Source organism: Psychroflexus halocasei, from assembly GCF_900107595.1.
In the GTDB taxonomy this organism is placed as follows: Bacteria; Bacteroidota; Bacteroidia; order Flavobacteriales; family Flavobacteriaceae; genus Psychroflexus; species Psychroflexus halocasei.
The window spans coordinates 45,709-62,231 of record NZ_FNQF01000003.1 but is presented as its reverse complement, the minus strand read 5'-3'; the positions used below and the strand labels follow the sequence as shown (position 1 = coordinate 62,231).

Sequence of the window (16,523 nt, the reverse complement as noted above, 5' to 3'; positions counted from 1 at the left end):
TTGTTCGTGTAAACTTCTCACTTAGATATCAATATAGTTTTAAAAATGTTACCCTTAATCAAGTAGTAAAACTCAAAGTTTTTTTAATTTAAAGGATGAACCCGATAAATGTTTGCAATCTAGAACTTCATAAAATGAAATTGATGGATGTTTAAATTTATTCTTTGTGAAGAATAGTTGGGTTTATAAAAAACTCTTCATGATCAATATTATTTTGGAAAAATTGAAGTAAGTCTTTTTGAGATTGAATTTCACTTTTTAAAAGTTTGTCATTCACTTCATAATATGTGAGTTGATCTTGATGAACAGAAATTTTATAAAATATATTGGTTGTTCTGTCGTTTGTTTTTTCGATTAAATTCAGAATAAGATGACCATCAATATTATTGATAAAGGCTGATAACTCATCAGGCTTTTCTTCATTGACCTTAATTGAAACATGATACATCTTTCTATTTTTTTTAGTAAATATCAAGACATCGTTCTTGTTATTTGGATCTGTCCACTTACCTAGAAGTTCAGGGGCTATCTTTTCATTGTTAGGCAAAGCATATTCAGATTCAAGTGAACAACTCAGTACCAAACTTATGCTAAAAAAAACAATGAGTAACTTTTTAAAATATTTCATGATTTATGTTTTTAAGTTATTTTTTGTTGAAAACTGGTTTTTTTAAAACACCAAACTAAAAAGTAAAAAACGATAAAAGAATAGCCGATTTCAGATAAAACAATTTCTTGTTGGTTTATAAATAACATCATAAGATAACTGAATGTCAGTAAAACAGACAAACTCAACACCCATTTCTTTTGAATGATATTTTTCACATCAGTTATTTAAAATAATAGACAATTAAGATAATGTTTTTTTTAAGGTTTAAAAAATTCTACACTCTTTTAAATTAATTTCTCTCCTATAATACCAATCAAAAAACCCAAACAAGCACCGAGTGAAGGCAAAAACTTATTTTCTAATTTACTTTCAGGAATAATATCTCTGATGAGTAAGTAAAGAATTCCTCCACTGGCAAACGTCATAAGATGAGCTGTTAATTTAGGAGACTTACTGAAATAAAAATGACCAATAAGCGCAGCGATAATTCCAAAAAAACTTAAACCCAAAAGAATTAATAGTGTTTTTTTAATTGTAAAGCCACTCAAGGTTAAATCTCTATATGAGTTAAAGGCTTCGGGTAAATTTTGTAAACCTATGAAAACCGCAAGCAATGTTGCTGTATTTGGATCGACGGCAAAAACTGCTCCCAATGCAATAGATTCTGGAACAAAATCCATCATCATAGCTAATAAAGTTGCTGTTTGCCCGCCTTTTTTATCTAAATTTTGATCGATTAATAAAAAAATAATTGCTCCTGCTGAAAATGAAATAATGATAGGGAAGAGCTCTAGTTCTTCCATTCCTTTTGGAATCAAGACCAAAGCTAAAGCTGATAAAATAATGCCAGCGCCAAAAGACATTAAGCCATGAATCACTTCATATTTAACGGGGCTATCTTTTACATGATGATTAAATAAGTTTGCTAATAAACCACCACAAATGACAGTGATTCCTGCAAAACCTGAATAAAGAATGAGTTCTGTTATCATAATTATCTAATTTTTTTGACTTCTTTTATTTAAAAAAATAGCTAGTTAAGCTTAGTCTTTTTAATTCTGTTTAGATAAGTTAGAAGCACAAATTAGAATTTTTTAAATCATAAAATTTAACTAAATTTAGATTTAACATAATCCTAAATGTTATTTTTAATACTTTTCTAAAAAAAATTTATGTCAAAGATTTACACATTACTATTTATATTATTAAGTTATTTTTCTTTTGCACAGACAGATTCACTTCAAAACGCTGTTAATCAAACTCTAACCATCGGTGTGACGCATACACCGCCTTTTATTGATGAAACAGGAAGCGAACTTCAGGGATTAAGCGTCAAATCTTGGGAGTTAATTAATGATGAGCTGAACTGGGAATATGAATACAAGTCTTATGAAAACTTAGGTGAGATGCTAGATGCTGTAGAAAAAGGTGAGGTTGATTTCAGTATCAATCCAGTGACAGTCACAGATAATCGAATGGAAAGGTTAGATTTTTCTCAACCCTATTTTATTTCAAATACTGCCATTGCAAAACAGAGTGAATCTGTAGTTTGGTCTGTTATTAAAAATTTATGGAGCTGGAAGTTTATTTCAGCACTTCTCGGTTTATTAGCAGTCATTTTTATTTTTGGATTTCTAGTTTGGATTTTCGAGAGAAGAAAAAATACTGAGGAGTTTGGTGGTAAAAAAGGTCTTTTTGATGGCTTTTGGTGGAGTGCAGTAACCATGACAACTGTTGGTTATGGCGATAAGTCTCCTCAAAGTTTAGGCGGCCGTATTATTGGTCTAATTTGGATGTTTATGGCTGTGATTATTTTATCGAGTCTAACCGCTGGTATCGCTTCGGCTTTAACAGTGCAATCAATCAACGACGATATTTCTTCAATAAATGATTTAAGTCGATTTAGTGTTGCAACTGTTGAAAATTCAAGCTCGCAAGAACTTTTGGATCTTTATGGTATCAAATATCAAATTGTTGAAAATGGAGAGGAAGGTATTAAGAAATTAGCTGATGAAGATTTTCAACTTTTTATTTACGATAAACCTATTTTACAATATGAAGTAGAGAAGCAAGATCTTTCAGATGATTTAATGGTTTTGGAAAATTCATTAAAGAAAGATTACTTTAGCTATAGTTTTCCTAAAGGTTCTCAGCTCATTGAAAAAATTAATCCTGAATTGATTTCTGTTCTAAAATCTATGGAATGGAATCGATTGACAGAGTCTCTTTAAACATATTATTTATCATGAAATGAAAAATGCCGAATCAATTTTGATTCGGCATTTTTTGGTTTAAATCTGTTTTTAAAACAATTTATCTAACAATTAGCTTTTCAGTTATTTCATGCTGATCACTGCTAAATTTCAAGAAATATAAGCCTTGAGGTAAAGAAAAATCAATTGTATTTTTATTTTCACTCAACTTAACCTCTTTCATTAATTGCCCATTGATGTTATAAAATTTCAGGGTTTCAAATCCATTTTTATTATTTAATTGAATATAATTTTTAGCAGGATTTGGGTAAATATTGATTTGACTTATTTTAGGCGTTTCAGTTCCTAACGTAACACAAGTCCATTCAGAAAAATCAACAAGGCCTAAAGAAGTGTCATCATTTTCATGAAAAATAACATCTTCAATTTCAGTTGCAGTTGCACTTTCATTACTCTCAATCCAGCAATTACCCATTGCGTTTAAATCGATATTAGTGTTGTTATACAAAGCATAAGTCACTCCATTATTCCCATTATTGGAAAATCTATTGTAACCTAAGTCTGCTGAAGTTCCCAAGTCAATTGAGGCTTGATTAATGACCGTAATTCCCCATAAGTTACCTCTGATTTCATTTTCTCTAGCGATAATTGTTTGCGTGTCACTAGAGCTATTTACCGAGATTCCACTACCTCCAATTGCAGGATTGTTTTGTGTATTATTGTTTTCAATAATATTTCCTTTTATCATCGCGTAAGCATTTCCGCCAGCAACTGTAATCCCGTATCTGTTATTTTGAATGACGTTATCTTCAATTTCTGTAATGATATTATAACCCAAAAAGTTTGAAACAGAAATACCACCTGCTTTCGTTACCGCAGGATCACCAATAATTGTATTACCTTTAATTTTTAAAGTATCTGAACCAGTTGGTCCCATATTGAGCTGAGGTCTGTTTTGGTTTGATTGCGTGTTTTTTTCTATTAAATTATTTATAATATGAGCAGACACTTCTTGATTTGCACCCGAACCTACAGCAGGCAAGTCATTTTTATAAAAAACATTATTTTGAATTAAAGGTGAACCATTTGATAATGAAATTGTCGAGCCGGTTGCTGCACCAGAAACATTATAAGCTAAATAGCTATTTTTAATAACAAAATCACTTGTAATCACTTTTAAACCACCACTATAAGTGATTTCAACATTATTAAACAAACCAGCTGAAAGATCTTGGTAACGCACACCATCAAAAGGATTCAATGTGTCAGTCGCTCTCAAAACAAACTTTGATTCATTATCTGGAATATCAATAATGAATTGACCTTCAACAGTAATTCTTTTGTCAGCATCGACAAAAAGAGTGTCTGTCGTATTAATGATCAAGCCATCATCGCCGGCAATGGTTAAATCATCGCTTAAAGTATATTTGGTTCCATCAAAGCTTAAAATGCTAGGGTCGAGATCTGATAACTCAGATAAGTTGTAATAGACGCCCGTCCCTGGTGTCACCAGTTGAGCGTAGCTTAGTGTACTCAGAAGAATACTAAAAATAAAAAATGTAATTTTTTTCATGGATATTACTTTTAGGGTTAATTTTTTATTGATTGTAAAGATACAAAAACCAATCTTTATCTAATTTTTAAGAAATTTATCATGTTCGATATATATGTAATTTTAATCTAATAATTTATTTTAAGAAATAAAGTTAAATTTACACTGAAAGAATATGGTTTATGATACAACTCAACAATTTGAGATGTTTTTTCCATCTCTTATGTTATAAACGATAAGGACGCTATTAATATGAAATATTTAAACGAGTTACCTACCAGAACTAAAGCCGCTTTTATGAGATTTCCTGTAACCATTATTTGGTCAATAGTAGGAAGCGTTTATGTAACTTGGCTTATAGGTTTAGATACACGAATTTTCAATGAGTTTACGAGTTTAATCTTTACTTTAATATTAGGTGTAAGTTGGCTTATTGGTACTCAATTTTTAATAGAAAGTTTGCGTATTTATAAATACAGTTGGCTTTTAAAACTTGGCGTTATCGGATTACTAATCATTTATTATTTTTCTTTTAATGAAGAGGATTTTGATGATAACCCTATACAAATAACACGCTGGTTTTTACTTTTCTTAGCTGGTCACATTTTTGTTTTTTTTGCACCTTTTTTAAAGGAGTGGAACAAAATTGATTATTGGAATTATTTACAACAAATTGTCATAAGCATTACCAGAGCTGCTTTATTTACTTTTGTGATTTTTGGAGGTTTAGCATTAGCTATTTTGGCTGTAGATAATTTATTTAATGTTCATATAAATGATAATGTTTATGGACAATTGTATGTCATTTGTTTAGGCATAATAAATACATTTATTTATCTGGCAGATTTCCCTAAAAAAATACATAATACTCAAAAACTGGCCTACAGTAAGGCCTTAGATGTGTTTTTGAAATTTATACTAATTCCTATTCTTGTCATTTATTTGATTATCGTGTATGCCTACACATTTCAAATTTTAATTTTATGGGAACTTCCACAAGGCTGGGTATCTTATCTTATCAGCATTCTTGCGATTATTGGTCTTATTATTCAAATTATTATTGAACCTTTAAGACAAACTCACCCTAACATATTGATAAGAAAATTTTACCCTTATTTTTATATTTTACTTTTTCCGCTCCTTATTTTGCTTTTTGTGGCTATTTATACACGCATAGCAGATTACAATTTTACAGAAAATAGATATTTTTTGGTCGTGTTAGCCTTCTGGATTTTTGGCATTAGTTTATACATGATATTTAGCAACAAGAAGAAGTTAAAAATCATTCCGATTTCCCTTTTTATTTTAATTATTCTTGCCAGTTATGGACCTTGGAGTGCTTTTAATGTATCCATTAATGCACAGGTTAAAGAATTAGAAGAGATGATCAATAAAATAAAATCTAATTCTGATGAATTTATCACAGTAGAAGAAGATTCACAATTTAGAAACATTACAAGATATTTAAAAAAACGAAATCGTTTAAATGAGTTAGACGCTTCATTGGGTTTTAAAACTAGTTATTTACAAAACAGCTATACAGCAGGCAATCAACTTTTAGATTCTCTTTATGGAAGTGATAGAGATATGTCAAGCCGAACAGCTATTGAAAATAAATATTATCATTACAATCAACTTAATTATAAGCATCAATTTAATTTAGATGTAAAAGATTATCAAACTATGGTAGAGATAGCCTTAAACCAAAACGAAAGTCATCGCTATCAAATATCACATCAACCAAATTCTTTGACAATAAATGACCAAGATGAAAAAATATTAGAAGTTGACATCGATAGTTTACTTTTAGAGAGTCTAAAAAAATATCCGAATTTTAAAGATATTCCTCAAGAAGAGTTAAATTATACTTTTAAAAACACTAAGGGAACTTTTAGCTTAATATTAAAAAACTTCAGATTTCATAAAACCAACAAAACGTCTTTAAATTTCATCCATTTAAGCGGATACCTGCTTGTAAATGAGAATATTGAGTAGAAGTAGCTTAGAATTAAAAAACACATTTTTAAGTGTAGTGACGTCTTATAATTTTTTTGATGTAAATTTCTTTTTGTTCCGTTTATAATTATCTCGAAATTCTATGTAAAAAATTTAAACCTAAGATTGATGAGATGTTCAAAATTTTAAAAAATTGTTTTAGACGCTATTAAAGCATGATCTATTTTTTTCAATACTTCTTGACTCACTTCATGTTTGCCATCAAATTCATGAATTTCTAAATTTTCAGGAAATAACTTTTGAGCCATATCAATTTGTTTTTTAAGCTTTTCAGAGTGAATGTATTGATCAGAATTACCGTAAACTAAATGTGTTTTTGTATTAACGTTATTCACAAAATCTTCAGGTGTAAATTCATTTGGAATACTCCCTGAATGCAAAATAAGTCTCTCGCAATTGACGTTTCTTTTCTGAAGCCAACGCATCACTATTGAAACGCCTTGAGAGTAACCTAAAAGAATCACTTTTTTATCTTGTAGTTTCTCCTTTTCATAAACTGCATCAAGGTAATTGAGAACATTCTCAATCTCAATCGCTTTGTTCTCTCTTGTCAGCCATGAAGCACCAACATACTTAAAAGCTCTGGTTTGGTAGTATTTTGCAGGCGCTTGTGGTGCAATAACGAAATTTTTATCAGGATCTAATACTTCAAAATATTTAATAAAATAACGACTTAAATAGGCGATGCCGTGGCAAGCAACCCAAATGTATTCAGTTTTAGAGGTCAACTTATTTAAAGTTGAATATGTGTTTGTTGTTTCGTAGTTTACCTGAAGTTCTTTGGATGACATATGAAAAAGCTTTTGTAATTTTACACAACAAATTAAAGCAAACTCATGAACATTCCGAAGTCCGAAATCTTAAAAAGATGTAACGCTTATGTCCCTAACACTTTAATGGAAACCTTAAGTATTGATTATGTTGATGTTGGCGACGATTTTTTAACAGCGCGTATGCCAGTCACATCCAAAGTTCATCAACCTGATGGTGTTTTGCATGGTGGTGCAATGGTTGCATTAGCCGAAAGTGTAGGAAGTGCGGCCTGTTTCATTTTTTTAGATGCGCAAAATTTCATGATTCGAGGACTTGAGATTTCTGCAAACCATATCAGAAGTATTGCCTCTGGAAATGTTTTCGCAACAGCAAAATTTATACATAAAGGAAGAACAACGCAAGTTTGGGATATTAAAATCACAGATGAAGATGAGCGTTTAATTTCTGCTGTTAAACTCACAACAATTGCTTTACCTAAAAAATAATATGTCAGATTTTTTTAAAATATTAGATGATCATCATAAGGCTCAATTGCCATTTGTCATTTATCATAAACCCAATGCTGAACAGGTTTTCTTTCATCGAATGAACACTGATAAATTATTCCGTATTAATTCTTTTGAAGGTTCAGGTTATGTGTTTGCACCATTTGATTTAAAGGAAAAAGCGATTCTTTTTCCTCAGAAGGATTTAGAAAGTTATTACATTGATTTATCTGATATTGATTTAGATGAACTCACTTTCGAAAAGAAAGAGATTGATGAGAATCCAAATGAAAAACAAATTTATCTTGATCTACTTGAACTCACTTTAAAAGAGATTTCAGGAGATGAAAATCTTGATAAAATTGTCACTTCTCGACAAATCAATTTTCACAAAAAGGATTTGAATGTCTCATTACTCTTCAAAAGAATGCTCAAGGCTTATCCAAATGCAATGACCTACATTTGGTTTCATCCAAAAGTCGGTTTATGGGCGGGAGCCACACCAGAAACCTTAATTAAACTAAAAAGAAATCAGCTGCAAACGATGGCTTTGGCTGGTACGAGGCATGAAAATGTGATTGAAAGTCAACCTTTTACTGAAAAAGAAAAAAAGGAACAAGCTTTTGTAACTGAGCAAATATTAGAAGCTTTACGCCAGACTAAAGCAACGGATATTCAAACATCAGATTTAAAAGTCGCGCCAGCAGCTGAACTTTTCCATTTATTGACAGAAATTCAAGCACAAATACAGCCTGAAAATTTTGATGCTGTTCTCAAAGCAATTCATCCAACACCAGCAGTTTGTGGCTTACCTAAAGAAAAATCTTTCAACTTTTTATTGAAAAATGAAAATTATGATCGTCAGTTTTACGCAGGATTTTTAGGTGAATTAAACTGGAAATCAGAAAAAGTAAGATCGAACAGACAGCGTAATCAGGAAAATCAAGTTTTTAAATCTATTCAAAAAACATCAGATTTATATGTCAATTTAAGATGTCTTTCTTATAAAAATGAAAAAATTTCACTTTATGTCGGTGGTGGCATCACTGCTGAAAGTCAACCTGAAGATGAATGGGAGGAAACCCAAAATAAATCTCAAACGATGTTAAAAGTGCTTTAAGAAGTCAAGCTTTTCGTTGACTTATCCTTTTACAAAATTACCTTTGTAAGTATGACAGATCAAATATTTTCTTCGATACCAACAGCGCAGCTGATTGTAGAATATTGTAAACGTTACAGCATTTTAGATGTTGTTATTTCGCCAGGCTCAAGAAATGCGCCTTTAACGATTGGTTTTTCTAATGATAAAACCATTCAAACTTACAGCGTTGTCGATGAGCGTTGCGCTGCATTTTTCGCTTTAGGAATTGCTCAGAAAAAAGGAAAACCAGTCGCTGTTATTTGCACTTCTGGCTCTGCAGTAGCCAATTATTATCCAGCTGTGACTGAGGCTTATTACAGCAATATTCCATTGGTGGTTATCTCTGCTGATCGACCAAAACATTTGATTGATATCGGAGATGGACAAACGATTCAGCAAGAAAACTTTTTCCAGAATCATGTCTGTTCATCAGCTAATTTAAAGGATGATACTTACCAAGATGCTTCAAAATCACCACTTTCTTTTAATTCAGAAAAACTAAAAACAACTTTAGCGAAATGTCTTGAGAACTCTTTGCCAATACATATTAACGCTGCATTTGATGAGCCTTTATATCATACAGAAAATGCAATTTTACCTGAAGTTAAAGCCGAGTTGGAAGCTGTACAAATCAGGCATCTTGAGTCTCTTGATGATCAAGAAGAGTTTGTCAATAACTGGAATTCTGCCAAGCGTAAACTGGTTTTAATCGGCGTGAATCATTCAGCGCATATTGACGAGGAGATTCTTGATATGTTGGCTAACGATCCATCTGTTATCGTGATGACAGAAGTGACTTCAAATGCTGCTCACAAAGACTTTTTCCAAAGTATTGATTCAATTTTAGCGCCCATAGAAAAATCTGAAAATAAAGATGAACTCTTTAAAAAACTTCAACCAGATATGTTGATAACAATGGGAGGGATGTTGGTTTCTAAAAAAATCAAAAAATATTTACGTGAATATCAACCTAAACAGCATTATCATATCGGTGAGAATAAGGCTTTGGATACTTTTTTCTGTTCACCAAAACATTTAAAAATTAAAATTAATTCTTTTTTTAAAAATGTTTTAAAGGATTTAGAAATAGTTAATTCTGATTATTTTAAATTTTGGAATCCTTTAAAATTGGAAACCGATCAACTTTTAGAAAATTACGTTAAGGAAATTGAGTATTCAGATTTTAAAGTTTTTTCACAATTATTCGCACATTTTCCAGAACATGAAAATGTTCATTTTGCAAATAGTTCAACAGTAAGATATGCAAATTTATTTGATGCAAGAAAAAAGATTAACGCGTTCTCAAATCGTGGAACAAGTGGTATTGATGGGAGTACGTCAACTTCTATTGGTTATGCAGTTGCAAGTCAACAACCAACGACTTTAATCACTGGCGACTTGAGTTTCTTTTACGACTCAAATGCGTTGTGGAATCAATATATTCCTTCTGATTTTAAAATTATTGTGATCAATAATTCAGGTGGAGGTATTTTTAGAATTTTACCAGGTGATAAAGAGAATCAGTATTTTCAAAAATATTTTGAAACCAGACATCAACTCACAGCTGAACATTTGAGTAAAATGTATAATTTCAATTATGCAAAAGTTGATAATATGAAGGATTTAGAAAATACACTTCCTCAATTCTTTTCTCAAAAAGACAATCCTCAACTGCTAGAAATCATGACACCAACTGAGGTGAATGATAAAGTTTTACTAGATTTCTTTAATTATCTTCTTCCTGTTTTTGATGGTGAATTTTAATGTTTTTATGATTGTTTTATCCTAACTTTGCACAAAAATTTGCAAATGTTAGAGTTAGGGATAAAACACAAATTAGTTATTGATAGAGATACAGCGCCAGGATTATTTTTAAAAAATGAAGCTGGCGATGAAGTTTTATTGCCTAATAAATATAAACCAGAAACATTTGAGATTGGAGATGAGTTAGAAGTTTTCGTATATCTAGATTTTGATGAACGTCCAGTTGCGACTAATCTTGAACCAAAAATCATGCTCGATGAGTTCGCAATGCTTGAATGTGTTGATGTAAGCGATCACGGTGCATTTTTAGATTGGGGACTAGAGAAGCATTTATTTGTTCCATATATTGAACAATCTTACAAAATGCATGTTGGTGAAAAATATCTCGTTTTTTGTTATCTCGATGAAGAAACGAATCGATTAGTTGCTTCAAGTAGAGTTAATAAATTTGTTGATAATTCAGTTCTCACAGTTGAAGAATTTGATGAGGTTGATTTAATTGTAACAAACAAAACTGAACTTGGTTATAATTTAATCATCAATGAAATTCATAGCGGATTACTTTATAATGATGAGGTTTATAAAGAATTAAGAACAGGTGATCGCTTAACAGGCTACATCAGAAAAATTAGAAAAGATTCTAAAATTGATGTCACTCTCCAGAAATTTGGTTATAAAAGTATTGAGCCAAATTCACAAATCGTTTTGGATGAGTTAAAAAAGACAGAAGATGGATTTATTGGAATTCATGACAAATCTCATCCTGAATTGATTTATCAAAAATTTCATTTGAGTAAGAAAGCTTTCAAGAAAGCAATTGGCAGTTTATATAAATCAAAAGATATTAAAATCGTCAAAGGTGAAGGCATTCAATTGCTCAGTGATAAAGAATAGATTAATAGGCACCAATATAAAACCTAGCTCTGTTTTTGTCTCGATTTCTATACGAATTGTGATATGAAGGTGAGTAGAAACCTGTTCGATATTTAAATCTATCACCTAAATCTTCATAAACAGAATTTTTTACACGATTTGAACCTGAGTAAATCGGTTGATCGTTATAAGATGGTGAGTATAAGTTGACTGAATTATCGAGTTTGGGCTTGTTAGCTTCAAAAGATGCTAATTGTCTTTTTACAAAACTAAACTCATCAAGACTTCTATTTTTTTGTTGTTTTTTGTGCTCAATCGCAGCAACCATATTAATTTGACGTTTCTCACGAAAGGGATCAACATTTAAATCAATTCTCATCGTCGAGATGCTATTTTCAATTTGATTGTTTACAGAAAAAGGATCGTCGAGTACACTTAAACTTGGAGCGTCAAAAATTTCAAAAAGTTGACCTCGAAATTCTTGAGCTTGTAAAGCATAGAAACTAAGTGAAATAAAATAAAAGAGGAATAACTTTTTCATAATCACAAAGATAAACAAAAATAATGCCGATTACAATGTGATGAGATTCTGTTAACATTCCTTTTTATGCCATTCCATGATTGATTCATTTTTCCATAACTGAGGGAAGAATTTACGTTGTTGGAATTTTGGATGTAAATATTTTTTCCATTCAGATCCGCCAGTTGCTGCTTTTTGTTCTCCTTTTTTCTCAAGATATTGCGTTGCTGTTCTTAAATGTATCAGTGGCCATTTAACATTGTATGCATTATCAAAATCACGAGCAGCATTCAATAATTTTTCTGAAGGATGCTCAAACTTTAACAGTACTTCATTAACAGTTTGACCTGTCATTTTTTTGGCGAGTCTGATAAATTCATCTAAGTATTTATCTTCAAAAGCTTTGAGTGTATGTGATTTCTTACCTGTTTTTTTATCTAAACCTGCGCTTTGCCAATAAATATGTTTAAACAAAGTTTCAGTATCAGGGTTTTCAGGAAGATTCTCTTTTTCTTTCTTGTTAATCAAATTAAAAATAGGTGTTGCATAAATCTCTAAAAATCTGAATTGTGCTGATTGAAATCCACTTGCTGGAGTCAATGTCATCCTGAATTTGTTGTAATCATCATAACTCATTCCATCTTTCATAACACTAAATGAAGTGATCAACATATCTGTATAACGTTGTAACCTATAGAGCTTATCAATGAAAAAATCTTCTGTTATATCTTCTTCTTCACAAATTTGTGAGATTTCATGAATCATTAATTTTAACACTAATTCTGTGATTTGATGATACATGATGAATACGGATTCATCTTTAAAATCTGTTCGTGTATTTTGTAAAGAAAGAAGTGTATCAACTTGTATATAATCCCAGTAATTAATGGGTTTTGCGTAAACTAAACCTTCTAAGTATGCGTCAGGGTTTTCACCTAAAGATTCATATTTTTTATTGACTTTATCGAGAATATCTTGATTCATTTTGTGTTTAAGTTTTAACAAAGCTAATAAATTTGTTTGAAACAGATTTGTAGTTGCTGACTTTGACTAAAATCAAAAATGATGATAAGATTGGCGTAATCTTCACAAGAGATTATGACGGCTTGTTTTGAAATTCTTGCTACATTTGTAGTTAAAATTATTACATATGTCAGAAAATTTGGAACGTATAAAATGTTTGATTATTGGTTCAGGTCCTGCAGGTTATACTGCAGCTATTTATGCAGCAAGAGCTGATATGAAACCAGTTGTTTATACAGGAATGGAGCCAGGAGGTCAGTTAACGACAACAACTGAAGTTGATAACTTTCCAGGTTATCCTGAAGGAATCGACGGACCACAAATGATGGTTGATTTACAAAAACAAGCTGAGCGCTTCGGTACAGAAGTTCGTATTGGGATGGTGACTAAAGTTAAATTCTCTGAGAAAGAAGGCGGAGTTCATAAAGCTCAAATTGATAATAAAGAATGGGTAGAAGCAAACTCTGTAATTATTTCAACAGGTGCTTCAGCTAAATATTTAGGCTTGCCAAGTGAACAAAGATTGCGTGGAGGCGGTGTTTCAGCATGTGCAGTTTGTGATGGTTTCTTTTATAAAGGTCAAGATGTTGCTATTGTTGGAGGTGGAGATACTGCTTGTGAAGAAGCAACTTACCTTGCTAACATTTGCTCTAAAGTAACAATGCTTGTTCGTAAAGGTGAAATGAGAGCTTCTATGGCAATGCAACATAGAGTTAAAAATACCAAAAACATTGATTTGAGATATTTTACTGAAATAGATGAAGTCTTGGGTGATCAAGTTGTTGAAGGTTTGCGTATGGTCAATAATCAAACGCAAGAGAAAGAGGAAATTAAAATTACAGGTCTATTTATCGCTATCGGTCATAAACCAAATACAGATATTTTTAAGGGTATCCTAACGATGGATGATGCAGGTTATGTCATTACTCAAGGTAAATCAACAAAAACAAATATGCCTGGCGTATTTGCTTCTGGTGATGTTCAAGATAATGAGTACAGACAAGCAGTAACTGCAGCAGGAACAGGCTGTATGGCAGCTTTAGATGCTGAAAGATATATGGCTAGAACTGACATGATTGAAACTAATGAGCCTTTAGCACAAGCTGATTAATTTCATTTTATAAAATTGATAAAAAGCTGTTTCAAATATTTTGAAACAGCTTTTTTTATGCTTTTTTGTAAGCTTCAAAAGCTTTATATATCATCTCATTGTTGACTTCACAATCTAAAACAGGCTGACCTATGTTAGAAAGAAGAACAAAGTTGATGCGTCCTTTTGTATTTTTTTTATCGTGTTTTAAAAGCTTTACGACTTCTGAAATATCCTTTTCTGAAAACTCAACTTTAGTAAAATAAGTTTTAATGAGTTTAACATATTTCTCATACATATCTTTTTTGAAGCTTTGTGTTTGTACTGAAAGGTTTAAGGCTAGAATCATACCGACGGCAACAGCTTCACCATGAAGAAGTTTTGGGAAGTTATCATTTTCAATGCTGTATGATTCAATTGCGTGACCTAATGTATGTCCAAAATTAAGAGCTTTTCGCATTCCTTTTTCATGTGGATCATTTTCAGAAATTTCTGTTTTAATTTCAATTGATCTTTCTATGAGTTCCGTGAGTTTTTCTACACTAAATGCTGATAAATCTAAAAACGTATCTAAATAAGCTTGATCAGCAATAAAACCATGTTTAATCATTTCAGCTAAACCACTACGCATTTCAGCTTGATTTAGAGTTGATAAAAAGCGTGGATCAATCATCACTTTTTCGGGAGTGTTAATGACGCCGATTTGATTTTTAAGAGTACCAGCATTCACACCATTTTTTCCGCCAATTGCAGCATCAACCATGCCTAAAAGTGTTGTTGGAATATGTATAAATGAAAGGCCTCTTTTAAAAGTTGAAGCAATAAAACCACCAATATCAGTCACTACGCCGCCACCCAGGTTTAAAACAAGAGAAGCTTTATCAGCATCAAGGTCAGCTAAGGTTTGCCAAAGTTGATTGCAAGTTTTTATGGATTTGTATGCTTCACCAACCTCAATTTCTATGATTTCTATTTCTAAATCTGTTTCAATTTCTTCTAAAAATAATTTGAGACAATGTTGATGAGAATTTGAATCGACGAGCACAAATATTTTAGAAAAGTCACGGCCTGAAATCCATTTATTAACTTCTTGATAACCTGTGTTTAAGAAATGAATTGAATAGTCCTTTAATTGTAGTAAATTCATGGAGAATAAATCTTAAATTTTGCTGTAAAATTACCATCTTTTTGTAAAGGTTTAAGATATTCAATAAGTATATTTGATAAAATTATTTTCGCATGTTAGACACAAAAATATTTAACGATACAAAGCACGCTTTTATACTCAAAGATAACGATGATTTAAAGCGTTCATTATTCATTTTTTCAATGATGAATATTCCTTTTTTTGTACCTGTCTCAACTGTTGCTTTAAATGTAGCGCTCTCAATTAAGTTACCGATACAACCATTGATCAAAAAAACAATTTTTAAACAGTTTTGTGGAGGAGAAACACAAGAAGAAACTTTGCCTCTAATTAAGTTGATGTACACCAAAAATGTACATTCTGTTTTGGATTATTCGGTTGAAGGTAAAGAAACTGAAGAAGATTTTGATAAAGCTGCTGAAACTAAAATTGAGATTATCAAATTTGCATCAACAGCTAAGGAGCTTCCTTTTGCTGTCGCAAAGCCTACTGGTTTAGGTCGATTTGAGATTTGGGAAAAGGTGTCAGCCGAAGCTGTCTTGACAGATAAGGAAACAGAAGAATGGGACAGAATACAGGCAAGATTATATAGTATAGCTGAAGCAGCTGTGAAGTATGATACAAAACTACTTATTGACGCTGAAGAGTCGTGGATGCAAAAAGCTGCAGATGATTTATGTTTTAGGCTAATGCAAGAGTTTAATAAAGAAAAAACTTATGTTTATAATACTTTACAATGTTATAGATGGGATAGACTTTCTTATGTCAAAGAAATTCACGAGTACGCTCAAGCAAATAATTTTAGATTAGGTTTTAAAATTGTGAGAGGAGCTTACATGGAAAAAGAAAATAAGAGGGCAAAAAAAATGGGATACCCTACACCAATTTGTGAAGACAAAGAGGCAACAGATGTTAACTTTAACGCAACAATGGGCTATTGCATCAACAACATAGATGATATTTCTTTATTTATTGGAACGCACAATGAAGTCAGTACTTATATGGCTTTACAATCTATGGAGCAAAAAGGAATTCCGCTGGATGATGATAGAGTTTGGTTTGGTCAACTTTATGGTATGAGTGATCACATTACCTATAATATTGCTAAAGAGAACTCAAACGCGATAAAATTACTTCCATTTGGTCCTGTTAAAGATGTTGTTCCTTATTTGATTAGAAGGGCACAAGAGAATTCATCTGTTCAAGGACAAACAGGTCGTGAACTTGCATTGCTAAGAGAAGAAAAGGATAGGAGAGACGGTCAATACGTTAAACGTATCGAATAGCTTTCAAAATATCACGAAAAACAAAAACG

At 31.5% G+C, this 16,523-nt stretch carries 15 protein-coding genes; 8 read left to right on the top strand and 7 right to left on the bottom strand.

All coding sequences use genetic code 11. The features are described 5' to 3' along the window. Nucleotides 1–157: 157 nt before the first annotated feature. Nucleotides 158–628 carry a hypothetical protein gene (locus BLV84_RS04380; RefSeq protein WP_093240296.1) on the bottom strand — a complete coding sequence of 157 codons (471 nt, stop codon included), beginning with the start codon at nucleotides 626–628 and terminating at the stop codon, nucleotides 158–160. Between the two features lie 266 nt (nucleotides 629–894). Beyond that, nucleotides 895–1,602 carry a ZIP family metal transporter gene (locus tag BLV84_RS04375; RefSeq protein ID WP_093240292.1) on the bottom strand — a complete coding sequence of 236 codons (708 nt, stop codon included), beginning with the start codon at nucleotides 1,600–1,602 and terminating at the stop codon, nucleotides 895–897. 180 nt (nucleotides 1,603–1,782) lie between these two features. On the opposite strand from BLV84_RS04375, the gene BLV84_RS04370 reads away from it, so the two are divergent. Further along, the gene (locus BLV84_RS04370; protein WP_093240289.1) at nucleotides 1,783–2,841 is read left to right on the top strand and encodes a transporter substrate-binding domain-containing protein; all 1,059 of its coding nucleotides are present in this window, start codon (nucleotides 1,783–1,785) and stop codon (nucleotides 2,839–2,841) included. Between the two features lie 82 nt (nucleotides 2,842–2,923). Here BLV84_RS04370 and BLV84_RS04365 read toward each other — a convergent pair whose 3' ends face one another. Then, nucleotides 2,924–4,396: a T9SS type A sorting domain-containing protein gene (locus tag BLV84_RS04365; RefSeq protein ID WP_093240285.1), complete on the bottom strand. Its 1,473-nt coding sequence runs from the start codon at nucleotides 4,394–4,396 to the stop codon at nucleotides 2,924–2,926. Between the two features lie 276 nt (nucleotides 4,397–4,672). Between BLV84_RS04365 and BLV84_RS04360 the strand changes: the two genes are divergently transcribed. After that, a complete protein-coding gene (locus tag BLV84_RS04360) occupies nucleotides 4,673–6,370 on the top strand; it encodes a DUF4153 domain-containing protein (protein WP_159429390.1) in 1,698 nt (565 codons plus the stop codon). Between the two features lie 146 nt (nucleotides 6,371–6,516). On the opposite strand, the gene BLV84_RS04355 is transcribed toward BLV84_RS04360, so the two are convergent. Beyond that, the gene (locus BLV84_RS04355; RefSeq protein ID WP_093240276.1) at nucleotides 6,517–7,182 is read right to left on the bottom strand and encodes an alpha/beta hydrolase; all 666 of its coding nucleotides are present in this window, start codon (nucleotides 7,180–7,182) and stop codon (nucleotides 6,517–6,519) included. A 45-nt stretch (nucleotides 7,183–7,227) separates the two neighbouring features. Between BLV84_RS04355 and BLV84_RS04350 the strand changes: the two genes are divergently transcribed. From BLV84_RS04350 to BLV84_RS04335, 4 genes are read left to right on the top strand one after another with little or no spacing between them, the layout of a single operon-like run. Continuing rightward, nucleotides 7,228–7,650, top strand: coding sequence for a PaaI family thioesterase (locus BLV84_RS04350; protein ID WP_093240272.1), 423 nt, complete (start codon nucleotides 7,228–7,230; stop codon nucleotides 7,648–7,650). Nucleotide 7,651: 1 nt separating this feature from the next. Beyond that, complete coding sequence (locus BLV84_RS04345; protein WP_093240267.1) at nucleotides 7,652–8,770, top strand: chorismate-binding protein; 1,119 nt, start codon at nucleotides 7,652–7,654, stop codon at nucleotides 8,768–8,770. A 51-nt stretch (nucleotides 8,771–8,821) separates the two neighbouring features. Next, on the top strand, nucleotides 8,822–10,555 hold the full coding sequence (gene menD, locus BLV84_RS04340; protein ID WP_093240264.1) for a 2-succinyl-5-enolpyruvyl-6-hydroxy-3-cyclohexene-1-carboxylic-acid synthase: 1,734 nt from the start codon (nucleotides 8,822–8,824) through the stop codon (nucleotides 10,553–10,555). Nucleotides 10,556–10,600: 45 nt separating this feature from the next. Beyond that, entirely contained in the window at nucleotides 10,601–11,449 is an 849-nt protein-coding gene (locus BLV84_RS04335; protein ID WP_093240260.1) for a CvfB family protein, read from the top strand. Between the two features lies 1 nt (nucleotide 11,450). On the opposite strand, the gene BLV84_RS04330 is transcribed toward BLV84_RS04335, so the two are convergent. Next, nucleotides 11,451–11,969: a hypothetical protein gene (locus BLV84_RS04330; protein WP_093240257.1), complete on the bottom strand. Its 519-nt coding sequence runs from the start codon at nucleotides 11,967–11,969 to the stop codon at nucleotides 11,451–11,453. Between the two features lie 51 nt (nucleotides 11,970–12,020). Next, a complete protein-coding gene (locus tag BLV84_RS04325; RefSeq protein ID WP_317041004.1) occupies nucleotides 12,021–12,953 on the bottom strand; it encodes a tryptophan 2,3-dioxygenase family protein in 933 nt (310 codons plus the stop codon). A 145-nt stretch (nucleotides 12,954–13,098) separates the two neighbouring features. On the opposite strand from BLV84_RS04325, the gene trxB reads away from it, so the two are divergent. Continuing rightward, a complete protein-coding gene (trxB, locus tag BLV84_RS04320; RefSeq protein WP_093240249.1) occupies nucleotides 13,099–14,082 on the top strand; it encodes a thioredoxin-disulfide reductase in 984 nt (327 codons plus the stop codon). A gap of 55 nt (nucleotides 14,083–14,137) precedes the next feature. On the opposite strand, the gene aroB is transcribed toward trxB, so the two are convergent. Further along, entirely contained in the window at nucleotides 14,138–15,208 is a 1,071-nt protein-coding gene (gene aroB, locus BLV84_RS04315) for a 3-dehydroquinate synthase (protein ID WP_093240245.1), read from the bottom strand. 92 nt (nucleotides 15,209–15,300) lie between these two features. Between aroB and BLV84_RS04310 the strand changes: the two genes are divergently transcribed. Beyond that, complete coding sequence (locus BLV84_RS04310; RefSeq protein ID WP_093240240.1) at nucleotides 15,301–16,494, top strand: proline dehydrogenase family protein; 1,194 nt, start codon at nucleotides 15,301–15,303, stop codon at nucleotides 16,492–16,494. The last annotated feature ends 29 nt before the right edge of the window (nucleotides 16,495–16,523 follow it).